General features: G+C 62.5%; 19 protein-coding genes. 9 read left to right on the forward strand and 10 right to left on the reverse strand.

Annotation, left to right across the window (positions count from 1 at the left end):
• Positions 1-6 precede the first annotated feature (6 nt).
• The 5 genes from IPF85_RS05935 (at position 7) to IPF85_RS05955 (ending at position 6,386) form a co-directional block, all read left to right on the forward strand.
• Positions 7-1,467 (forward strand): Na+/H+ antiporter, encoded by a 1,461-nt coding sequence (locus tag IPF85_RS05935; protein WP_343407148.1) that lies wholly within the window; start codon positions 7-9, stop codon positions 1,465-1,467.
• Positions 1,451-1,621 (forward strand): hypothetical protein, encoded by a 171-nt coding sequence (locus IPF85_RS05940; RefSeq protein WP_343407149.1) that lies wholly within the window; start codon positions 1,451-1,453, stop codon positions 1,619-1,621. Before IPF85_RS05935 ends, IPF85_RS05940 begins: the two co-directional genes overlap by 17 nt.
• A 146-nt stretch (positions 1,622-1,767) precedes the next feature.
• Positions 1,768-3,687 (forward strand): hypothetical protein, encoded by a 1,920-nt coding sequence (locus tag IPF85_RS05945; RefSeq protein WP_343407150.1) that lies wholly within the window; start codon positions 1,768-1,770, stop codon positions 3,685-3,687.
• A 222-nt stretch (positions 3,688-3,909) separates the two neighbouring features.
• On the forward strand, positions 3,910-4,479 hold the full coding sequence (locus IPF85_RS05950) for an NUDIX hydrolase (protein WP_343407151.1): 570 nt from the start codon (positions 3,910-3,912) through the stop codon (positions 4,477-4,479).
• Entirely contained in the window at positions 4,476-6,386 is a 1,911-nt protein-coding gene (locus IPF85_RS05955) for a hypothetical protein (RefSeq protein WP_343407152.1), read from the forward strand. Before IPF85_RS05950 ends, IPF85_RS05955 begins: the two co-directional genes overlap by 4 nt.
• Positions 6,387-6,395: 9 nt before the next feature.
• On the opposite strand, the gene folD is transcribed toward IPF85_RS05955, so the two are convergent.
• The 3 genes from folD to IPF85_RS05970 form a co-directional block, all read right to left on the reverse strand.
• On the reverse strand, positions 6,396-7,280 hold the full coding sequence (folD, locus tag IPF85_RS05960) for a bifunctional methylenetetrahydrofolate dehydrogenase/methenyltetrahydrofolate cyclohydrolase FolD (protein ID WP_343407153.1): 885 nt from the start codon (positions 7,278-7,280) through the stop codon (positions 6,396-6,398).
• Between the two features lie 66 nt (positions 7,281-7,346).
• Positions 7,347-7,769 carry a CBS domain-containing protein gene (locus IPF85_RS05965; protein WP_343407154.1) on the reverse strand — a complete coding sequence of 141 codons (423 nt, stop codon included), beginning with the start codon at positions 7,767-7,769 and terminating at the stop codon, positions 7,347-7,349.
• 201 nt (positions 7,770-7,970) lie between these two features.
• Entirely contained in the window at positions 7,971-8,270 is a 300-nt protein-coding gene (locus IPF85_RS05970; protein WP_343407155.1) for a hypothetical protein, read from the reverse strand.
• Positions 8,271-8,413: 143 nt separating this feature from the next.
• On the opposite strand from IPF85_RS05970, the gene IPF85_RS05975 reads away from it, so the two are divergent.
• Positions 8,414-10,669 carry a DUF2142 domain-containing protein gene (locus IPF85_RS05975; RefSeq protein WP_343407156.1) on the forward strand — a complete coding sequence of 752 codons (2,256 nt, stop codon included), beginning with the start codon at positions 8,414-8,416 and terminating at the stop codon, positions 10,667-10,669.
• A gap of 17 nt (positions 10,670-10,686) precedes the next feature.
• Here IPF85_RS05975 and IPF85_RS05980 read toward each other — a convergent pair whose 3' ends face one another.
• Positions 10,687-11,730, reverse strand: a complete 1,044-nt coding sequence (locus IPF85_RS05980) for a LysM peptidoglycan-binding domain-containing protein (protein WP_343407157.1) — start codon at positions 11,728-11,730, stop codon at positions 10,687-10,689.
• A 55-nt stretch (positions 11,731-11,785) separates the two neighbouring features.
• Positions 11,786-12,634: a hypothetical protein gene (locus IPF85_RS05985; RefSeq protein WP_343407158.1), complete on the reverse strand. Its 849-nt coding sequence runs from the start codon at positions 12,632-12,634 to the stop codon at positions 11,786-11,788.
• A gap of 446 nt (positions 12,635-13,080) precedes the next feature.
• Between IPF85_RS05985 and IPF85_RS05990 the strand changes: the two genes are divergently transcribed.
• The 3 genes from IPF85_RS05990 to IPF85_RS06000 are packed head-to-tail and all read left to right on the forward strand — an operon-like array spanning position 13,081 to position 16,657.
• Positions 13,081-14,238, forward strand: a complete 1,158-nt coding sequence (locus IPF85_RS05990) for a hypothetical protein (RefSeq protein ID WP_343407159.1) — start codon at positions 13,081-13,083, stop codon at positions 14,236-14,238.
• 17 nt (positions 14,239-14,255) lie between these two features.
• On the forward strand, positions 14,256-14,909 hold the full coding sequence (locus IPF85_RS05995) for a response regulator transcription factor (RefSeq protein WP_343407160.1): 654 nt from the start codon (positions 14,256-14,258) through the stop codon (positions 14,907-14,909).
• A complete protein-coding gene (locus IPF85_RS06000; RefSeq protein WP_343407161.1) occupies positions 14,906-16,657 on the forward strand; it encodes a cache domain-containing protein in 1,752 nt (583 codons plus the stop codon). The genes IPF85_RS05995 and IPF85_RS06000 overlap by 4 nt, the downstream gene beginning before the upstream one ends.
• 26 nt (positions 16,658-16,683) lie before the next feature.
• Here the strand turns inward: IPF85_RS06000 and IPF85_RS06005 are convergent, their stop codons facing one another.
• The 5 genes from IPF85_RS06005 to IPF85_RS06025 all read right to left on the reverse strand — a co-directional run bounded on the left by IPF85_RS06005 (position 16,684) and on the right by IPF85_RS06025 (position 21,381).
• Positions 16,684-17,103, reverse strand: coding sequence for a DUF1801 domain-containing protein (locus tag IPF85_RS06005; RefSeq protein WP_343407162.1), 420 nt, complete (start codon positions 17,101-17,103; stop codon positions 16,684-16,686).
• Positions 17,104-17,724: 621 nt separating this feature from the next.
• Positions 17,725-18,207: a DoxX family membrane protein gene (locus tag IPF85_RS06010; RefSeq protein ID WP_343407163.1), complete on the reverse strand. Its 483-nt coding sequence runs from the start codon at positions 18,205-18,207 to the stop codon at positions 17,725-17,727.
• 213 nt (positions 18,208-18,420) lie between these two features.
• Positions 18,421-19,227 (reverse strand): heliorhodopsin HeR, encoded by an 807-nt coding sequence (heR, locus tag IPF85_RS06015; protein WP_343407164.1) that lies wholly within the window; start codon positions 19,225-19,227, stop codon positions 18,421-18,423.
• A gap of 244 nt (positions 19,228-19,471) precedes the next feature.
• The gene (locus IPF85_RS06020) at positions 19,472-20,740 is read right to left on the reverse strand and encodes a glycosyltransferase (protein WP_343407165.1); all 1,269 of its coding nucleotides are present in this window, start codon (positions 20,738-20,740) and stop codon (positions 19,472-19,474) included.
• Between the two features lie 62 nt (positions 20,741-20,802).
• Positions 20,803-21,381: a hypothetical protein gene (locus IPF85_RS06025; protein WP_343407166.1), complete on the reverse strand. Its 579-nt coding sequence runs from the start codon at positions 21,379-21,381 to the stop codon at positions 20,803-20,805.
• Between the last annotated feature and the right edge of the window lie 5 nt (positions 21,382-21,386).

A 21,386-nucleotide genomic window follows, 5' to 3' on the forward strand; every position in this document is an offset into this window, starting at 1 on the left:
ACTTTCGTGGATCGCTTCATTTCAACCGAAACCCTGATCATCGAGCTGCTCCTGGTCGCCTCCCTGGTGGCGATCCTGGTGCGACGCCTGCGCGTTCCCTACACGGTAGCCCTGGTTCTGGTCGGCCTGGTGCTCACCCTACAGCAGCCGTTGGAACTGAGCTTGACGCCGGAGTTGATCCTGGCGCTGCTGGTGCCCCCGCTGGTGTTCGAAGCCGCGTTTCATATCAACTTCACCGAGCTGCGCCGCAACCTGCCGGGTATCCTGCTGCTGGCCGTGGTTGGCGTGATCCTTTCCACCCTCATCGTGGGCGGCGCGGTCAGCCTGGTGACGCCGCTTTCCCTGCCGATTGCACTCGTCTTCGGCGCGCTCATCTCGGCGACCGACCCCGTGGCGGTGGTGGCCCTCTTTCGCGCCCTGGGCGCGCCGCGGCGGTTGGCGCTGCTGGTCGAAGGCGAAAGTCTGTTGAACGACGGCACCGCCATCGTCCTCTTCAACCTGGTTTTGGCCGCGGCCCTGACCGGCCACTTCGACCTACTGAACGGCGTGGCCGACTTCTTGCGAGTCTCCGCGGGCGGCGTCGTCGTGGGGCTGGCGCTGGGCTGGATCGCCGCACAGATCATTGCCCGCGTCGACGATTACTTGATCGAAACCACCCTGACCACAGTGCTGGCCTTTGGCGCGTACCTGGTGGCGGAACGGCTGCACTTCAGCGGCGTGCTGGCCGTCGTCGTTGCCGGCCTGGTCAACGGCAACATAGGCCCCCAGGGCATGAGCCCGACGACGCGCATCGTCCTGTTCAACTTCTGGGAATATGTCGCCTTTCTTGCCAACTCGTTCATCTTCCTGCTGATCGGCCTGCAAGTCAACGTGCCGACGCTGCTTGCCAACTGGCAGCCTATTGCCTGGGCCATCGTGGCCGTCCTGGCGGCCCGTTCTATCGTCACGTACAGCCTCGGCTGGGTGGTCAATCGCTTCTCTGACCCACTGCCCCTGCGTTGGCTGCACGTGTTGAACTGGGGCGGTCTGCGCGGGGCCATTGCCCTGGCTCTGGCCCTCAGCCTGCCGGCCAGACCTCGGCCCGCAGCGCGAACTGGTGCGCATCATGGCCTTTGGCGTGGTGCTGTTTACCCTGCTCGGGCAAAGCACTACCATGCGACCCTTGCTGCGCGCCCTGGCCATTGTGACCCGCAATCCGATTCAGATGCAGTACGAGCTGCGCCATGCGCGCCTGATGACCTTCCGCGCGGCCGCCACGCATCTCGACAGTCTCTATCGAGACGGCTTCATTTCGGAGCAGGCTTGGGAGACCCTGCGGCCAGAACTGCTCAGACAGGTGGAAACGATTGCGCACAGCGTGCGCGACTTGCAGCGCATGTATCCCGAACTCACCACCGAGGAACTGGAGAGCGCCCGCCGCGAACTGCTGCGCGCCCAGCGCAGCGCGCTGATGAGCATGCGCCGTGATGCGATCATCTCCGAGGAAGCGTTCGAACTGCTGGCCTCCGAAGTGGACACTCTGCTGATGAGCGAAGATTTCATGCCGCCAGAACCGCCGGTTGCCCACGCGGGCGCAAGCGCACCGACCAACGACAGCGCCCGGCCGAAGAATTCTTCCTGATGGCCTAAACCGGGCGTCAGGCGCGCCGTTCTCTGTGACCCTGATTTGCGCCGGCCGCGATTGACGCCGGGCGTGCTTTGTGCTATAAGATGGGCAACGGAGGCCTGGCGCCTCCGTCATGTCAGCCATTCCAGCGGAGCAGATCAATGCCGATAGTCAGCCAACGTCGTGGGGAGCGACGCGCCCGTATCATCGCCCCACCCTGGTTGGCCCTGGGCCTTGTGCTTCTATTTTCCCTGCCTGCCCTGGCCCCCTTTGCCCAGCCCGGCTACTTTTGGGGCGCGCATGACGCCCGCCACAATGTCTATTTCCTCTTCGAATTCAACCGCGCCTGGCAGGATGGCATCTTCTTTCCACGCTGGGCGCCCGATTTTGCCTTTGGCTACGGCTACCCCTTCTGGATCGTCTACGCGCCGCTGGCCACCTACCTGAGCCAGGCCTTTCATCTGCTTGGCTTCGGCTGGGAAGCTGCGGTCGAACTGGTCTTCGGCCTGAGCATCATCGCCTCCGGCCTGGCTATGGCCGGTTTCGTGACCAGTTGGGCCGGACGCCGCAGCGGCCTGGTGGCTGGGCTGGCCTACATCTACATTCCCTACCACCTGGTTGACCTCTACGTGCGCGGCGCCCTGGCCGAATCGGTCGCCCTGGTTTTCCTGCCGCTCTGCCTGTGGGCCTTTCGGGAGACGGTCCGCCGCCCGCGCCTCTCCGCCTTCGGCGGCGCGGCCCTGGCCTTTGGCGGCCTGATGCTCACCAGCAACCTGGTGGCGCTCGTCTTTGCCTCTGTCCTGGCCGCGTACCTGCTGCTGCATGTGCTGCGCCGCCTCGATGCCACGCAACCCTGGCGCGACTGGTCGTCGGAGTCTATTCTGCCGCTGTTGGGCAACCTGCTGCATCTGTCGCTGCCGTCGCTCCTGGCCCTCGCCCTCGGCTTTGGCCTCAGCGCCGCCTTCAGCCTGCCGGCCCTGACCGAGTTTCGCTTTGTCAACCGCGAGCAGTGGTACGGTCAGTATTACAACCCGTTCAATCACTTTGTCACCTGGTCCCAGTTGTTCGACCCCACCTGGGGCTTCGGCATCAGCCAACCCGGGCCAAACGATCCGATCAGCTTTCAACTGGGCATCGTCCCGTTCGTTCTCAGCCTGCTCGGCATGGCGGCCCTGCTCAGCCGCCGTCCGCCGACCGCTGCCGCTGCCCGTGCCGCGTCTGCCGACCTGCGCGCCGAAGCCTGGTTCTTCGCCATCTTGACCCTGGTCGCCGTCTATCTGATGCTGCCGGCCTCGGCCTGGGCCTGGCAGTGGCTGCCCAATGTCAAGTTCGCCCAATTCCCCTGGCGCTATCTGATGCTGACCGCGGTCAGCCTGTCTGTCCTGCCCGCGCTGCTGGTGGCCGAGAGTCCGCGACCGCCGGCCGCCGAACAAACAGCCGCAGTCAAGACGCCATCCCCAATGGCCGGTCTGGCCGCCGTGGGCCTGTGTGGACTGCTCCTGCTGGGCAGCGCCGCGTATCTCCAGGTCCAGGTCCGGGAGCCAACGCCGCAGCAAGGCCCGGTGTCCTATGCGGCGCTCATGCGCTTCGAGCAGTCCGCCAACGAGATGACCGGCGTCCCGGTGTTCAATCGTGAGATCCCAACCTGGTCGGCCATGGCCGAAGCGCATGTCCGCGGGCAACCGGTGACCACCCATGTGGATTACAGCCGCGTGCCGCAAGACCTGACCCTGGCCGTGGATGTGCGCGAGCACGGCAGCGCGCACGAACTGGTCTGGGTACACAGTGGCCTGCCCGATCAACGCCTGGCCTTCAACATCGCCTACTTTCCCGGTTGGACGGCCTATCTCTATGCGGATGAAAACGACCGGCCGGGGCCTCTGCTGCGCACCGTGCCCCTCAGCGAGCACGACATCGTCGGCCCCTACGGGCAGATCGGCGTGCCCATTCCAGAGGGCGAGTATTTTCTTCTGCTGCGCTTCGAGGATACACCGGTGCGCATGCTGGGCAGAATGGTCAGCGCCCTGTCCGCGGCCGCTCTGCTGCTGGCCTGGGTCGTGCGCGGCCGCTGGCGGCGTTGATTCACCGACGCGACGCGGCGCATGACCATGATGATGAACGAAGGCGAAATGGTATCTTCTCAATTTGTAGGGGCGCACCCTTGCGGTCGCCCACGCGGGCAGGCGCAAGGCCATGCCCCTACCCCGGATGATTGAGATACACGAAATGCAGGGACGAGACCAATGAACCAACATCCAATAACTGCTGCTTGCAGATACGTTACCGATGACTGGGGGCCGTACGTGGGGCCTTTAGTCGCCGCAACCGAAGTGGACACCCTGGCCGCGGCCTACGGCGCGCCGCTGCGCCGGCTCTACCTGCTGCCCGCGAACGACTATCTCTTTTATACGCGGCAAGAGAAGATGCTGGATCGCCGCGGCGAAGTCGGTATTTGCCTGCGTCGCCCCAACGGCAATTTTCTGCTGCACACCAAGGACCTCTATCCAGGCCTTTATCGCCTGCCGACCGGCGGTATCCACTGGCATGAGGGTGTCGAAGAGGCTGTGCATCGTGAAATGCACGAGGAAACCGGCCTGGCCCTGCACAACCTGCGCTTTCTGGCCGTCATCGGCTACGAGATGCACCTGCATGACTATGTGCTGCCCTTTGTGACCTACCTCTGGTATGCCGAAGAGGCCGGCGGCACGCTGCGTGCGGATGGCGTCGAGGTCGCTGGTTTTAGCGAGCTGCCGCTTAGCAGCTTTGCCTGGATTGCCCGCCAGTTGCGCGCCACGCCCGCGCCACGCCTGGCCTGGGGCGCCTGGCGCGCCATCGCCCATGACATCGCACACGAGTTGCTCACCAGCCCATGACTCGCATCTCCTCCACGCGCAACGTCCTGACCTGGTTGGGGCTGCTGCTGGCTCTAACGATACCGGCCTGGGCGGCGCTGCTGGCTCCCGGCTACTTCTTCGGCGCGCACGACGCCCATCACAGCGTTTTTTACCTGGTGGAGTTCGATGCGGCCATTCGCGATGGGGCCTGGTGGCCGCGCTGGGGGCCTGATCACGCCATGGGCTACGGCTACCCCTTCTGGGTGGTCTATGCGCCGTTCGCCTACTACGTGGCTGAAGCCTTCCACCTGCTGGGGCTGGGCTTCACCGCGGCGGTCAAAGACACCTTCTTGCTGGCCTTCTTGCTGAGCGCAGCCGGCATGTTCCTGCTCGTGCGGCGCTGGTGGGGTGACGCGGCTGGGTTGATTGCGGGGCTGCTCTACACCTACGCGCCCTATCATCTCGTCAACATCTACGTGCGCGCCGCCCTGGCCGAGTTCTGGGCCATGGTCTGGTTTCCCTGGATTCTGCTGGCCTGGGAGCGCTTGCTCGAAAAACCAGGCGATCGCCGCCGCCTGGCACTGGCCGCCCTCAGCCTGGCCGCGCTTTTCATCAGTCACACGGTCGCCATGCTCTTTTTCACGCCGTGGCTGGTCGCCTATCTGCTCTACCGCCTGCTTCTGCCCCTGGCGCGCCGCAGGCTGGCGTATCTGCCCTGGCGACGGGCTGCCGCAGGCGAGCGATTGAAATCGCGCCTGGTGGGCGTACCGCCGGGCGTCCACCTGCGTGGACGCGATGCCGGTAGTACCAGGCGGGTCAACCCCGCTGCACGCAGGGATGCCTGGCGCTCGGACCTCCGCGCCGTCGTGCGCGCGGCGCAGTCCCTGCTGGCCGCGGGCCTGCTGGCGGTGGGACTGGCGGCCATCTTCTTATTCCCGCTGCTGGCTGAACAACGTTACATCGGCCAGGCCGTCTGGGTGCGCAACTCCTATCAGGTGGAGACCAACCTGATCTATTTCCACCAGCTCTTCTCCACGTCCTGGGGCTTCGGCTACAGCGTGGCCGGGCCAGATGATGGCATGAGCTTTCAGCTTGGCCTGGCCCCCTTGCTGCTCGCCGTGGGTGGCGTGGGGTACAGCGTGCGTCGCCGGGGCCAGCACCGCGGCTTACTGGCCTTTTTCCTGCTGACCACGGTAATCATCGCCGGCATGATGCTTGTGCCGGCCGCCGCTGTGTGGCAATGGCTGCCCCTGGGCGACCTCATTCAGTTTCCCTGGCGGCTGCTGACGCTGACCGCCCTCGCGCTGGCTATCATGGGCGGCGCCAGTGTGCAGATCCTGGCTGTCGCCATCGGCGACGAGCGCAGAGACGTTGACCATGCATCCGCAGCCGAGACGAATCGGCGCCCGGCCGTTTTTGTGCTGGCGCTATTCATCATCATCGCCAGCGCCGCTTTCTTGCAGCCACAGTGGACTCCCATCACCGCGCGCGACGAAAGTCCCCTGGCGATCATGGACTTCGAAATGGAGCATCCCGACATGATTGGCGTCATGCAAGGGACGCAACAGCCCTTCGAGGAGACGCCGCTGCTGGCGCAGTACCTGGCCGGTGAGCCGCTGCAGAAGGCGGCCATCATCGAGGGCGCGGGCACAGTCACCATGCTGGCGCATGGCGCTCGTTCAGGCCGCCTACGCGTGGACGCCGCGACGCCGGTGCAACTGGTCTACTACACTTACAACTTCCCTGGCTGGACGCTCACCGCGAACGGGCGGCCGCTCGAAATCATCACGCGGCCGCCCTATGGCCTGATCGGGTTCGAGCTGCCGGCCGGTACGCACCTCGTCACCCTGCGCATGGGCACGACCCCTGCGCGCCGCGCCGGCGACATCGTCTCCGGGCTGAGCCTGCTGATCGTTGTGCTGCTCCTGTGGCGCAAGCGCAAATGACTGCGATGCCTACGCCAGCCCGTGCGTTCGCTTGAAACCAGTGACCGTATTTTGCAGCAGCATGGCGATCGTCATCGGCCCGACGCCGCCCGGCACCGGAGTGATGGCGCTGGCGACTTCCTTTGCCTCGTCGAAAGCCACGTCGCCCACCAGGCGCGACCCGCTCTTCTTACTCGCATCCTCGATACGGTTGATGCCCACATCAATCACCACCGCGCCCGGCTTCAGCCAATCGCCGCGGATCATCTGCGGCCGGCCAATGGCAGCCACCACAATGTCTGCCTGGCGCACCCTGGCCGGCAAGTCACGCGTGCGGCTGTGGCACACCGTCACCGTGGCGTCGTGATTGCGCAGCAGCGCGGCCATGGGAATGCCCACGATGTTGCTGCGACCGACGACCACCGCGTCGGCGCCGCTGATGGGCACACCGACGCTTTCCAGCAGCGTCAGGCAGCCCAGCGGTGTGCAGGGCACGAACAGCGGCGGCCGCCCCTTCATGTTCAACCGCCCAATGTTGATCGGATGAAAGCCATCCACATCCTTCTCCAGGCTGATGGTGCTCAGCACCGCCTCTTCATCCAGACCCGCGGGCAGCGGCAGCTGCACCAGAATGCCATCAATGGCCGGGTTGGCACTCAGGTCGCGCACCAGCGCCTCCAGGTCCGCCTGGCTGATAGACGCGGGCAGTTCATGTCCAAACGACTCGACGCCGATCTCGGCGCATGCCTTGCGTTTAGAGCTGACATAAGCCTGCGATGCCGGATTCTCGCCCACAAGCACGGTGGCCAGCCCGGGCACGCGACCGGTCTTTTCGCGTAGCGCGGCCACTTCCAGGGTCAGATCCGCGCGAATGCGCGCGGCCACAGCTTTGCCGTCAATGATAGTTGCCGTCATGATGATTCTCGCTTCTCGGTTTGATGCGGTGACGCGCGCCATGCCGGCGACGTTCACCATCCTGGATCAGGGATTAGGGCTGAAATACCACATCCAGCGCGACCCGCGCATCTCGCGCACGATGTCGGTCGTCGAAAGGACGCCCACCGGGACGTGTATCCCGTTCGGCCCGGCCTCGGTCACCACCACGCGATGGATGTGCTTCTCGACCATCAGCTTCATGGCCTCGGTCACTGTGCTATCCAGGCTGGCCGTGACGACACTGCGGGTCATGATGTCGGCCGCTGTCTTGCCTTCCAAAGGCTGCCCATAGTGCGGAATGACGTCCATGTGCGAGATGATGCCCGTCAAATCACCGTCGGGACTGGTGACGACAATCGCGTGAACTTCCGTGTCTGCCAGCACGCGCACAACCTCCGTCACGGCCGTGTTGGGATGGCAGGCAATGACACCCTTGTGCATGATGTCTTTGACAATTTTGACCGACATGAAGTACCCCTTTCTATTGCTGTGGAATCAGGTTGGGGCGCACCCCTGTGGTCGCCCCGGTGGGTGGGCACACAGCCGCGCCCCGCCTATGGCTCACAGTGTAGCAGGTTGTCATCAGGACGCAATGACGCAGGTCAGGTCAATCATGAGAAACCCGTTTGCAGAAATGCAGAAACCCGTTTGCTGCGAGAAAACGGGTTTCTAGACCTGGTGAACGTCCGTGCGATCCAGATAGGTCAACAGATAGGCCGTGCGCCCGGCCGGCACCGATTCATAAAACACGGTAAAACCGGCCTCTACCTCCAGGGCGAACGCGGCCTGTGCCTCGACCACCACGCTGATGCCACCGCCGTGGTCGGCCAGCGCATCCAGCCGAATGCGGTTGTCGCCCAGGCGCGCATCCACCCGCGACGGCACCGCTTCGATACGCCAGACGATGCGATTCTCAGCCGCCACGATCTCGACTGCAGCCTGCGCAGCGCTGATTTGTAAACCAGTCATAATTTATCGTTTCAACGCGCCCTTCAACGCGCCCTTCAACGCGCCCTTCAACGCGCCCTTCAACGCGCCCTTCAACGCGCCCTGTGCTATAATTGGGTAACGCGGCCATGCGCGGGCCGCCAGACAACCTGGGACAGGCAAATATGCTCGCTCAACAATCACCGGCGGCACGACGCCCCCTCATCCTGATCTTGACCGCGTTCCTGCTCCTGGGCCTTGTGACCAGCAGTATCAACCCGTTGTTCGAGTCACCGGATGAAGACCTGCACTTTCAATACGTGCGCTGGCTGCGCCAGGGTTATGGTTTGCCGCCGGCCCAGGCCGCTGCGGACCTGCCCATGCGCCAGATCGCGGCCCAACCGCCGCTCTACTACCTTCTGGCTCACTGGTTGACCCTGCCCATTGACATCAGCGACGCCGATCAGGTCATTCGCCCAAATCCATATGCCAGCAGCGATCAGGTAGGCAGCACCGCCAACCTCAATCACGTCATTCACGGGGCCGATGCGACGTGGCCTGGCCGCGGCGCCGTGCTTGCCATGCGCGTGCTGCGCTTGTTCTCCTTGCTGCTCGGTGCGGTCACAGTGGCTGGCACGTTTGCCCTGGCCTGGCAGGTTTTTCCCAATCAGCCTTCGATCGCGCACCTTGCCGCACTCTTCGTGGCTGGCAATCCGCAGTTCATCTTCATCAGCACGTCGGTCAACAACGATAACCTGGTCATCGCCGCCACCACGCTGACCTTGCTGCTCCTGGCGCGCACACTCAATCGTCCGCCCACCACCCGACGCCTGGTCATGCTTGGCCTCGCGTTGGGCCTGGCAACCCTGACCAAGCAAAACGCCTTGCCGCTGCTCCCCCTCACCTTCATCATCCTGACCGCCTTTGCCCTGGTGGAGCGTTCCTGGGGATACTTTTGGCGTTGGCACGGCATCACCTTTGGCCTGGCCTTTCTCGTCGCAGGGTGGTGGTATGTCCGCAACCTGCTGCTCAGCGGCAACGTTTTTGGTCTGCGCAGTCTCTTTGATCTTCTCCCCCCGCGGCCTGACTGGCCGTCCTGGAGCGAATTCGCCATGCACGGCGCCCGCGCCTGGCGTTCGTTTTGGGCGCTGTTCGGCTGGCTCAATGTGCCCCCGCCGGCCTGGGTCTATGTCGTCTACAATATCCTGGCCATCATCGGGGCCATTGGCTGCCTGGGTGCATTGATCGTCTGGTGGCGTTTCAATCGCGGTCGTCTCAACGAGCATACGGCCGGCGAACACCTGGCGCGCGCCGCACGCGGCAGTTCACTTCAGTTATGGCTGCTCATCATCTGGTGCGCCATCGTTTTCGTATCGGTGTGGGGCTGGACCACCCTCTACCCGCCCCAGGGTCGCTACCTGTTCCCGGCCCTGGCAGCCTTTGCCGTGCTCTGGGCCGCCGGGGTCAACACGTTGACGCCCTTTGTTTGGCGCCACCGCGTGGGCCTGTGGCTCGGCGCTGGCCTGATGACCCTGGCCCTCATCATCCCCTGGCTCAGTATCGTGCCGGCCTATGCCGTACCAGCCGCGCCCACGCCGGCGGCTGTCGCCGCGGCCAGCGCCGTGGAGACCACTTTCGATCAAACCCTGCGCCTGCGCGCGGTTGCGGTGACGCCCAACGACCTGACACCCGGCCAAACCGTGGCGGTCACGCTCTTCTGGCAGGCTCTGACCGCACCTGGCGCCGATTACAGCATCAGCCTGACCATCGTGGACGATGCCGGCCTGGTCATCTTGCGCCAGGACAGCTTCCCCGCCCGTGGCAACTACGTCACCAGCCGCTGGCGGGCCGGCGAGCAGGTACGCGATGAGCATCTGCTCACGCTGCCGCTCAGCGCACCCGCGCCCTGCGTATGTCGCCTGGTGGTCAGCGTGACCCGCGCCGCTGACGGGACGCCTGTCAGCGCCAGTCCGGCCACCCTCTTTCAGGTGTCCCTGGGCGATCTGCGCATCCACCCGCGGCTCGGCCTGGCCGGCATACCCAATCCGGTGGCCTGGAATTTCGATGACCAGATCGAACTGGTGGGCTACGATGTCAATCGTCGCAGCCTTGCGCCCGGCCAGACCCTCGACCTGGCCCTGTTCTGGCGGCCGCTGCAACGGCTGCGCACCGATTACGTTGTGGTCACAAGTTTGCGCCCGCCGGCCAATGGCGCGGCGGCAGTTGACGCCGCGCCGATCAGTACCACCAATGTCACCCCGACGCAAGACTGGCAGGTTGGACGACTGCGCGAGGAACACTATCGCCTGACCATACCGGCCAACGCAGCCATCGGCGAGTACGACATCCTGGTCAGCATTTTCGACTCATCCACGCAGTTTCAGTTACCCGTCAACCTGACGGCAAAGGCTGCCATGCTGGGTCGCGTGCAGATACGGTAAAAACCGCGCCCTGGCGGCTAGAAATCCTTCGCCTCCGGCGCCACCAGCACAATGCCGGTCCAGCGCATTTGTCCCTGCTGTGCGCCCAGGTAGAGGAATGCTGACCACGTACCGTCTTCGCCCCACCCGGTGCTGTAGGCAACATGCTCGACCCCCGGCGGTACTCCACCGCTGTCTTGCAGTAACGGGCGCGCGTCCACCGAAAAATCTACAAATACGGTGGGGTTGTTCAGGCCGTACGACGCCAGCAGATCCATGACCTGCACCGGGTCTTCACTGAGCAACGCCTCGCTGCGATAGAGTCCAAACAGGAAAGGGCGGCCCAGCAGTTGGCGCAACGCCTCCGCGTCGGCCTTCTCCAGCGCGGTCTTGAGCTGCTCCAGGGTAGCATCCAGCCCGGAGCCAGGCAATTGCACTGAAACCGAGTTCAGGTGCTCGAACGCGCCATCGCGTGGGCTGGCGGCAAATACCTGGATGCGGCCAGGCTGCGCATTGGCCGGCATGGTAAACGTGATCACGCCGGTGTAGGGGCCGCGCTGCCCCAATTCGCCGCTAATCATGGCATTGCCGCTGCCGATCTCGAAACCGCTGGCGTCCAGGATGCGCACGCCCAAGTTCTGCTCGAAGCCGCGCCCCACACCCATCACCGTCACCGGGCTGGTAATCATCATCCCCATCGAGGGTTGGATGATCGTAATTTCCTCCACCGGCTCGCCGGGTACCGTGGTGGGACCGGGCGTTGGTGTGGGCGTCGGCCCGGCGGTCGGGATCAGCAGGCGCTGACCGATGTAGATACGATTGGGATTGCTGATATGGTTGACCCGCATCAACGTGGCGACAGATACGCTGAAGCGCCGGCCAATGGCTGACAGCGTATCGCCCCGACGCACGACGTAGACGATGGCGCCAGCTTGCGCGGCCTTGCCTGCGCTGATCACCTGCGGTGCATGGCTCACCGGTGCGGCCAGGGCCACACCCTGCCCGGCCGCCAGCAGCAGCAGCGCGCCCAGCAAGATGCCACCCACAGCCAGCGCCAGCCACAATCTGTTGATCGCTTTCATCCTATTTTCTCCTCTCTGGTTGCTCTGATTACCTGTCATTACCTGTCATGACCTGTCATGACAAACACTGCAGAACCTTGCCCGTCCGCCCTTCGATCGTCGCATCCTGCTGCAAACGGCCATCTGCGTGGAGGCGCGTCACAATCTGATCCAACCGCCACGGTTCCCAGTCGAACAACCGGCAGACCGCGCCTGCTGGCGCCGTCACCACCGTGTTCAGATAAGCGAGCAAGATACGACTCATGGCTTCCGTACTGTTGATATGACGAGCAACCGTGATGATGGACGCGAAGCGGCGCGGCAGCAGGTCATAGATGTAGCAGTATTTCCAGGCGTTGGTGTCCGCGATGCCCACTTTGACAATTTGCCACTTCATTTGCAGTTCGGCCAGGGCACGATCGAAGCGACCCATGTTATCTTCACCGGCCAGGCGGGCCGCGCGGCGCAGTTCGCTGGTGGGCAGTGCGCCCTGCAAGAGCAACGCTTCCGCCACCTGGCGCGCCTCGGCCGTGAGTTTGGCATCGTGATACAGCTCACGGAAATCGTCTGGCTCCCCAAAGCTGCCGCTGAGGGCATAGAAACTTGGGGCGAGGCTCAGGCTGATGAAAACCGGCTTGCGTTTGAGAAACTTGCCGTACAGCACATCGCCGGCAATCGGCAGATCGTCCTTCCACTGCCAGGCCAGGCCCAGCTCGCGCTCGTTATGATGGGCCGGCGGCGCCTTTTCCATACCGCACAGCGCCCCATACAGCGTCGGCAGTTCCATGCCCTTCGCCGAAAAGAGCAGGCACATCCCCACCTGGTTGATGAACGCCAACGCTTCCGCCGGCGTGTTGACACGCAGGTCTGCTCGCTGGCGATAGCGGCGCGCCCGCTCCGTCGCCAGGGTCACCTCGTTCCACACGTGCGATTTTCCTCCATGTCCTCGCGGCTGCAGGCAGCATCAGCGCCTGTTCGATCGGTAAACAAAAAGACCGGCGCGCCCAAAGGGCAAACCGGTCTCGGCGCTGCCGCGGGCGCCATGCACCGTCAGAGTGAAAAAACGCGGCGCTCAGCTCTGGCGGAAGCTGTATCACCCAGTCTGCTCGATAGTCGAGCAACTTGACAACAGGAAACTTGATGCCGACTTCGCAGCCCCACAGGTTGTATGACGAACAACCAAATTGTAGCACAGGTTGTGGCAAAGCGGCAACATGGATGCACCGAAAAAAGCGAGGCGTCCTTGTTCCCCTCTACGCCGTTTCGCCTACCTCGCCTGCGCCACTTACCGGTTGACCATTCACCACGAACCGGGTATACTGTACAACCAGAATCCAGTCAGGCATAGGCCATACCGGAATTCAGGATGACATGACGATTCTATTCGAACCTTTGCGACATCACCGCTGCCCCTGGCGGATCATCACGTTGATCGTGATTGCCGCCGTCGTGCTGAGCGGCTGTTCTGCGGCAACCAAACCGCGCGATTTACGCAGTGTGCCGCTGGAAAGCAGCGTGCTGTATCTGCAGAACGGGGCCTTGCGCACCCAGACCCTCAATGACGGCGCCGCGCGCGTGCTGGCGACCAGCGTGCGCGTCGGCTGCGCGCCCTATGCCATCGCGCCAGACGGCAGTCGCGTCGCGTACCAGGATCAAAACGGCGTCTGGTGGGCCATCTCCACCGCGGGCGGTGCAGCCGTGCAGATCAGCGACAAGCCGGTGCAGATGGTGGCGTGGTTGCCCAGCAGCCAGGGCGTCTATTTCAGTGACGGCGCTGACATTCGCGCCCTGCTCTTCGATCAGACGCGCAGCAGCGCGGTGCTGCCCGGCGGCGGTCAGCGTTTCGTCTCGCCCACCTGGGCGCCCAACGGGGAGCATATCGCGCTCATTGAAAACCCGCGTGCCAACGTAGCTGAAGTCAAGCTGGCCAAAGCTGACGGCTCTGGCATGCGCAGCCTGGGTCGCGTCTTGCTCTCCCCCACCGAAGCAACGGAGCTGTGTCCGCCGCAGATCATCTGGTCGCCAGACAGCACCCGCTTTCTGTTCAATCCCGGACGCAGCGCTACCATCTTCTACCTGACCGGCGGAACCCCTTTGCCTCTGCCCGCGCATGGCGCCGACGCAGTCTACGCCTGGGCGCCGGATGGCAGCCAGGTGGCGTTCACCGATGGTCAGGGCACGCTGTGGCTGGTCAGCAGCGGCGGCACGGGCGTGCGCAACGTGGCAGACGCCGTCGCCGGCCCGGCCTGGTCGCCAGATGGTAAGCAAGTGGCTTACATCAGCCAGGATAAAGGCGGCTACGCATTGCGCACCTATGATCTGAGCCGCAGCAGTACACGCCTGCTGGTGCAGGTACCGAATGATGCGTTGCTCAACCCGCAGTGGTTCCCCGCTGCTGAGGCGCTCCTGTTCACTCGCCAGGCGCGTGATGGCAACAGTACCATCTGGACGGTGCCGGCCAGCGGGAGCGGCAGCGCGCAGCAGATCGCATCTGGCGCGGCGGCCACGTTGTTCCAGAAACCCAAATGACCGGTGGTAAGCTCACGATGTCACCCATTCGCTTGATCCTCGCGGACGATCATGTGATGCTGCGGCAAGGCACTCTGGCCCTGCTGGCGCGCGAACCGGACCTGATAGTGGTCGGTGAGGCCAATGACGGCGCCGAGGCTGTGCGCCTGGCCGAAATGCTGCGCCCCGATGTGGTGGTGATGGATGTGCGCATGCCCAACATGAACGGCATCGAGGCTACGCGTCAGATCTGCAGCCGCACGCTGGGCGTGCAGATCCTGGTGCTCACCGCGCACGAAGATGATGAGTATGTCTTTGCGTTGCTCGAAGCCGGCGCCAGCGGCTATCTGCTCAAAACGGCTCCGGTATCCGAGCTGGTCCGCGCCATTCGCGGCGTGATGGCCGGCGAATCTGTCATGGCGCCCAGCATCGTGCGCAAGCTGGTCAACCGCGTCAGCGGGCGCAAAACCCATCCAGCCGAAGACGAGATCGAAGCTCTGACCGGCCGCGAGATGGAAGTGCTCAGGCTGCTGGCGCAAGGGATGACCAACAAACAGATAGCTGATACCCTGGTCATCAGCGACCGCACGGTGCAGACTCACCTCAGCAATATCTTCGCCAAATTGGCAGTCAGCTCACGCACCGAAGCCGTTCTGGTCGCCATGAAGCGAAACCTGCTGCAAGCACCGTGAAACCTGCTGCTGATCGTGCCCATTCGCCGCACTCCCTGTCTGATCGCCTGAACAGCCTGCGTGTTCAGGCCGTCCTGTGGCTTTTACTTCCTTTTGCCCTCCTGCTCTTGATCATCCTGGCTGTCACCACCCTGGCCTATCAGCAGGTCGTCAACTCATTGATTATCGCACGCGACCGCGAGATCGCCGTAGTGGCGGCCGAACGGATCTCTGAGAAACTGCAGAATTACGCCGACATCCTGACCGTTCTAGGCAACGACCCAGGCTTGCGCGCCGATGACGAGGCGCGACGCCTGGCGGTGCTGCGCGGCGCGTCCGAACAGCTCGCGCCCTTCGATGGCGGCGTCTTCATCCTGGACGCCTCCGGACAGCTCGTCGCCAGCCTGGCGCCGGCTGGCGTCAAGCAAGCGCCGGTGAATCTTGAACCCTATTTTCGCAGCGTGCGCACGCTGCAAGTTCCGGCTTTTTCTGACATCCTCGACCAGCCCGATCAGGCTGATAGCGTACTGGCGGTGCTGGCGCCGATCGGTGGGTCAACAGGCGATGTGGTTGGCGCGCTGGTGGGCGTCTTCCAACTCAAGAACCAGCAGTTGGGAGGCGACATCCAGCGCCTGCGCATCGGTGAGCGGGGCCTGGCCTACCTGGTAGATCGTCAGGGCCGCGCCATTTACCACCCCGATGCCTCGTTGTTGGGGCAGGACCTGCGCCGCGAGGCGGTGGTGCAGCGCGTGCTGCAAGGGGACCACAACGCGCTGGTCGCCACGGCCGGCGACGAGCAGGTGGTCTACGGCTATGCCAGCGTAGCGGCGAGCGGTTGGGGTCTCATCACGCGCGAGTCGTTTGCCACCCTGACCGCCCCTGTGCGCCCCTACCTGGGCACCGCGCTATTGGTGCTTGGCCTGGGTTTGCTCCTGGGCCTGTTCTGGCTTGCTCTGGGCGCGCAGCGCATCACCGAGCCGATCAATCGCCTGGCGGCCCAGGCGGTGCGCCTGGCAGCCGGCGCCGAGGTGACGCACGTGGACGGCGGCGCCATCCGCGAACTGCAAACCCTGGCGCAGGCTTTCGATGACATGGCGCAGCAGGTGGCCGGTTCGCGGGCCGCGCAGCGCAGCTATGTGGCCGCGCTGACCCGCACACAGGAAGACGAGCGCCGCCGCATCGCCCGTGAATTGCACGACGGCACCGTGCAGGCGTTAGTCGCCATTGGGCGCCGGTTGGAGTACCTGGAAGGCAGCGCGCAAAACCCGGAGCTGGTTGGCCAGTTGGCCGCGCTGCGTCAGGAGGTGGGGGCGGCCGCAGCCGAGGTGCGGCGATTCAGTCATGAATTGCGGCCGCTGGTGCTGGAAGACCTGGGGCTGACGCCGGCCCTGCGCTACCTGGCGAATCAACTGCACGAGCAGCACGGCATCCTGGTCACGCTGACGGTGCGCGGCGCCCTGCGCGGGTTGACCGGCGATCAGGAGCTGGCGCTGTTTCGCATCTTCCAGGAAACGCTGACCAACGTGGCCAAACACGCCCAGGCCACGGGGGCCAGCGCGCTGCTCGAAAGCGATGCTGAGGGTGTTCTCTTGCAGGTGAGCGACAATGGCCGCGGTTTCACGCAGGCGCTTTCAACCGACGATTTTGCGCGTCGCGGCCATTTTGGTCTGATCGGCATCCAGGAGCGCGCCCAGCGGCTGGGCGGCCGCCTGGAAATTGAGTCGCAGCCCGGTCAAGGAGCTACCGTCCGCGTCTGGCTGCCCGTTTGATTGCCATCTACCGGCTACGGCCGCCCTCAGCTCACTGCTTTCTGCACGAGCGCGGCGATTGCTGCCTCTTGCGTGGCGGTCAACTCCTTCAGCGCGAAGGAGGCCGGCCACATGGCGCCTTCGTCGAGCCGCGCCTCGTCGGTGAAGCCGAGCGTTGCGTACCTCGTCTGGAACTTCTGCGCACTTTGGAAGAAGCAAACGATCTTGCCGTTCCTGGCATACGCGGGCATCCCATACCAGGTTTTCGGCGAGAGGGCTGGCGCGCTGGCCTTGATAATCTCATGAAGCCGCATCGCCATGGTGCGCTCTGGTTCCGGCATCTCCGCGATCTTTGCCAGCACGTCTGGGCCCCCCCTCGGGCCGCTCTCTCGCCGCCTCGCCTTGAGCCTCCTCCTTGTTCGCGCGGCGTCCCGGCCTTCAGCTGTTTCTTGGGTCACGCTCCTCATCGCCGCTCGTTCGGCTCAGCCAGGTGGAATTCCTTCGACTCCTTGCTGGTCGCGCCGGCGTCCCCCGCCCACGGCAACCGGACTGGGGTGCGCTCGAAACTCGCTTGTTTTGCGCCCAGACGCGGTTGCGGTCATTCCTAGGACTCCTCGTCTTCCTTTCGGCTGCCAGCCGGGCTGGGCCGTTGGCGTGGCATCAGATGCCCAGCCAGTGAAGCTCCCGACGGACTTTCCTGGCATCTGTCTCGGCAGTGCTGCGCGTTGGCCAGGGCAAGCCGGGTTGGCTGACCTGCTGAAGAAAGGGGGAGCCCCCGGGCGCCCGGGGGCGGTTGCGCGGGTTCCGCCTGAGATTGGGATCCCCATCGGCGACTTGTTCATGGACACCCCGTTCGGTATGCCACAGGGAACAATCACGTCGGGTAGAAAGAACGCGTTCTCTGCCGCTATCAGGCTCAAGCGAATCGGGCCTCGCGGTTATGCCCAATTGGTGCGTTTGGCCAAGAGGGAAGACGCCGTAGTGGAATGCCCAACGGTTTCGAGCTAAGCTGCCCGGCGGAAGCGGACAGGCCGGCGGGCCAAGCGCCCCACCCTATCCGCCAGCCCGGGGTCAGCTTCAGCGAGTTGTCAGGCCGCATCTTCGCTTGGAGGTCGCGCAGTGAATGGGCCTCCCCTGAGCGTTGCCCCGATGACAAGTCCGGCCGTCACCAAGACCAGGTTCTTGATAATGTATTGACCCTCGAGAGTGGGCGCAATCGGCACTACAGTGAAGCATTGCTCAGGAAAGAGGAACAAGGGAGTAATCGTGCCGAGCATCTGGAGCCATAAGAGGAGGAGCGTCGCCCGGAGGAGGTAGCCGACAATCAACCCGATCCCAATTAGGCACTCCCAGACTGCGAGAATGAACACAGCCAGCTCGGGGGTGAGAAGACCGAAGGACAGGATTGAGATAGTGTTGCCGGCGAGCGTCTGGGCAGGGCTCAGCCCGGGGAAGAACTTGAGGACGCCAAACCACAAAAAGACAACGCCAAGGCTGATGCGCAAGAAACGGATACCGTTCCGAGCCATCCACGTTGTCAACGCCGTATCTATCCGGTCGTAGCTGCGCAAGAGAGTGCTCATCTGGATTCCTCAACCGAGTGAGAGGCGGTTATTGAAAGACCCCCAAGACGGAGCTGGCGCCGCCTAACGGTTTGCGTTACCTGCGCTGGGGCGGGGACGGCAAGGCCGTCCAACTGGGAAAATGCTCAGGCGTAGAAAACTGCTTGAGATTGCCGCAGAATCCCCAGCGTCAGGTGCATGCTTTGTTAGGCGGCGTGTGCTTTAGACCGGGGCCAGCGTGCCAGTCCAAATCAGCCAGCACAGAACGCTCTTGGCTAACAGGCTCAGAATGATGTAGACGCGTTCTCCGTATAGATAATCCTTCCACGGCCCCACTTTTTTGTACTGCAACACCATGTTGATAGCGAAAATGTTGAAGAAGACAAACAGTGTGGGAACGATTGCGTATACAAAGGCCGGCGGTTTGGCGTCGCCAGAGTTGACCGCGCCCACGAAATACAGCGCGATGACCACCCACGGGACGAACCCGGCAACGCAACCGTAAATGAATGCAGTCCAGTCTGTTTTGGAAGTATGTTGGTTATGCAACTCCATCATAATGCCAAACAGGTTCATTGTGGCATTGAGTGTGAAGATCAAGATGAGCGCGCCCAGATCCCAAAGCCCAATCAACATGCCGATCAGCACGATCATTAGCGAAGAGCTCAAGGCATATTCATAGAAGCGGACTGGATTCATGCCTTTCTTCAGATTCTCCACATAACGTCCATAGCCAATCGTCGCCAGGTAGAAGTGCGCCACGGCTGAGATAAGCAGGAAGCAGGCAACAGCCGGTCCAAAGGGGAGTTCATAGAAGAGTTGGGTGTTCGGTTTCAGCGAGCGGGTTGCAACATCAAAACTCAGGTAATTGGTAAAGATGGGATAAGTAGTGGCCCTGCTGACCACGATCATGAAGATACCTTGAATGAGATGCAGGAATCCCATGATGGCGTTGAAACGCCGCAACCCTGTGAACTTGCGATCCATTACGCTGGTTGAACTGGCTGTTTCGATACTCTTGGATGTCATTTTATTGTCTCCTTGTCTCCTTTTGTGCAACTGATCTGGTCAATCGCAGCATTAGCCTGAGCGTTCGTCTCTTCTGCAGGATGTAACCTGCTACTCAATATCTTACCATTGGAACAACTTGCTCGCAAAAAAGCTGATAGCACTTACGAATGCCAAGCATAGAATTAGCTCCTGCCTGAAGCAGCCCAACTTCTGGCATCAGCGGCGAGCGTAGCGAGTCCGTTGCATGCCGGGGCTGGGCGGATTATTTAGGGTGCCTATTCTGCTCAATAATTGTCACAGCCCGTGCAATTCCATTCTCGGCGCGAATATGCTCCCCCAGACTGGATGCGTTCTTCCGCATCGTCATGTCGTACACAGCACACTGAATTGCGTCCGCCAGGTTCTTGACTGTTAGGCGCTGGCGCGAAATGGGCTTAGGGCCAACCCCCAACTCATACACCCGGTGTCCCCAAAACGGTTGGTCACCAAAAAATGGTGTGATAATGGATGGGATTCCAGCTTGCAGCCCTGCGCCCGTCGTCCCCGCGCCGCCATGATGCACAACCGCAGCCATCTTTGGAAATAGCCAGCTATGGGGAATTGAGCCAACGATAAATACGGTCGTCGGAAAATTCTCTTTTTTTAGCCCGCCCCAGCCCGACGATAACACCGCACGCTGACCGGTGCGCGCCAACGCTTGCAAAACCAAATCGGCGGTTTCTTCTGGTTTTCGGCTGAGCATACTGCCAAAGCCAACATAGACTGGCGGTGGGCCAGCCTGTAGGAAATTTACCAAGTCACTCGGTGGTTCCCACCCGGCGGGCGGCTCCAAAAACCAGTACCCGGTGACATGAATGTAATCCGCCCAATCGGCAGGAGGTGGTATCACTTGCGGGCTGTACCCATAGATAATCGGTTGTGATTTCCGTTGCAGGGATGCAAATGGTCCCCAGAATGGGGCGGGCGCCATCTGCAAGATCTGGGTACGAGCTTTGTTATCGGCTGAACGTAACATCTGCCACATCATCTGTTGTGCCAAGCGATGCGACCAGCCATTTGCCCATGGAGTCAACCGTGTTTGTGGTAACTGCGGCGTCAGGACACCGGGGAATTCGCTTGTCGGCGTAAACGGCATTAAGTAAGCCTGAAGAAATGGGATACCCAGCTTTTCCGCAAGAGCTAACCCGTTGGAAAGCCCGGTGAAGCCGGCAAGGATCATGTCAGAACCCTGACAAGCCACCAGCCCATTTATGGCTGATTGAAGGGCAAGTTGTTGCGCACCTTGTCCTGTAACCGCCAGAATTTTCAGGATATTGCCTTGCTCGACGATATCCTGAATCTGGCTTTGCGCCATTGTTTTCACCCCGCCGCCCATGTCAAAGAATTCCAAGCCATAGGCTGTTATCAGGTCTTGGTAATCCTGAGGAGCCAGGACCCGAACCGTATGCCCCGCTTCCTTCAATCCCTTTCCTAACGCCACATAGGGCTGAACATCGCCGCGGCTTCCTCCTGCGATTATAGTTATTTGCATAACAGGCGACTCTTCCTGACTATAGAACCAGGGGTGGATGTGCGCGCCAAGAACAGCGCCGCCTAGCCCCATTTCCAGTCAGCATAGAACAGACCGGCGATCAGCAGAATGGGAAAGACGAAAATCAGCAGGTTGGGCAGGGACCCGGCATCACGCACGAAGAAGAGGGCGAACAGGACGCCGGCGACCAGGAAGGCCACGAATCCCACCGCGGGGCGTTTCCAGGCCACGATCAGCAGCGCCAGCATGCCGATGGACGGGATGTTGTGGATCAGGAAGCCGCCCAGCAACTCCAGCGGGGGCGCATCCATGCTGAACACGTCGAGGGAGAAGAGGCTGATGAAAAAGATGATCAGGATGGCCGCGATGCGGGGCGCCCAGTGGATGATCCTGGTCAGGCGGGGGCTGACCTGACCGAGGGCCTTGCGCTCGCGCCAGGCGACCACCAGCACATAGATCGCCCCATACAACAGCACCAGTGGGATAGACAGCAGCACGCTGTTGACCAGCGTCATCCACCATTGCATGAACTCCGGGTCCGCAGCCCAGTTGGCATAGTTGAACGCGGCAAGGGTGAGCACGTACAGGACGATCAGGACGGTCAACAGAATCCGGTTGAACTGAGATTTCTGAGTGTCCACAGCAA

Origin of the sequence: Candidatus Amarolinea dominans (assembly GCF_016704685.1) — a bacterium.
Lineage (GTDB): Bacteria > Chloroflexota > Anaerolineae > SSC4 > Amarolineaceae > Amarolinea > Amarolinea dominans.

Excerpts from the sequence above, each read along its gene's own strand:
- IPF85_RS05945 (WP_343407150.1), top strand. The coding sequence starts at position 1,768 with ATGCCGATAGTCAGCCAACGTCGTGGGGAGCGACGCGCCCGTATCATC.
- IPF85_RS05980 (WP_343407157.1), bottom strand. The coding sequence starts at position 11,730 with ATGAAAGCGATCAACAGATTGTGGCTGGCGCTGGCTGTGGGTGGCATC.
- folD (WP_343407153.1), bottom strand. The coding sequence starts at position 7,280 with ATGACGGCAACTATCATTGACGGCAAAGCTGTGGCCGCGCGCATTCGC.
- IPF85_RS05970 (WP_343407155.1), bottom strand. The coding sequence starts at position 8,270 with ATGACTGGTTTACAAATCAGCGCTGCGCAGGCTGCAGTCGAGATCGTG.
- IPF85_RS06005 (WP_343407162.1), bottom strand. The coding sequence starts at position 17,103 with ATGAGGAGCGTGACCCAAGAAACAGCTGAAGGCCGGGACGCCGCGCGA.
- IPF85_RS05995 (WP_343407160.1), top strand. The coding sequence starts at position 14,256 with ATGTCACCCATTCGCTTGATCCTCGCGGACGATCATGTGATGCTGCGG.
- IPF85_RS06020 (WP_343407165.1), bottom strand. The coding sequence starts at position 20,740 with ATGCAAATAACTATAATCGCAGGAGGAAGCCGCGGCGATGTTCAGCCC.
- IPF85_RS05975 (WP_343407156.1), top strand. The coding sequence starts at position 8,414 with ATGCTCGCTCAACAATCACCGGCGGCACGACGCCCCCTCATCCTGATC.
- IPF85_RS05965 (WP_343407154.1), bottom strand. The coding sequence starts at position 7,769 with ATGTCGGTCAAAATTGTCAAAGACATCATGCACAAGGGTGTCATTGCC.
- IPF85_RS05940 (WP_343407149.1), top strand. The coding sequence starts at position 1,451 with ATGAGCATGCGCCGTGATGCGATCATCTCCGAGGAAGCGTTCGAACTG.
- IPF85_RS05955 (WP_343407152.1), top strand. The coding sequence starts at position 4,476 with ATGACTCGCATCTCCTCCACGCGCAACGTCCTGACCTGGTTGGGGCTG.
- IPF85_RS05990 (WP_343407159.1), top strand. The coding sequence starts at position 13,081 with ATGACGATTCTATTCGAACCTTTGCGACATCACCGCTGCCCCTGGCGG.
- heR (WP_343407164.1), bottom strand. The coding sequence starts at position 19,227 with ATGACATCCAAGAGTATCGAAACAGCCAGTTCAACCAGCGTAATGGAT.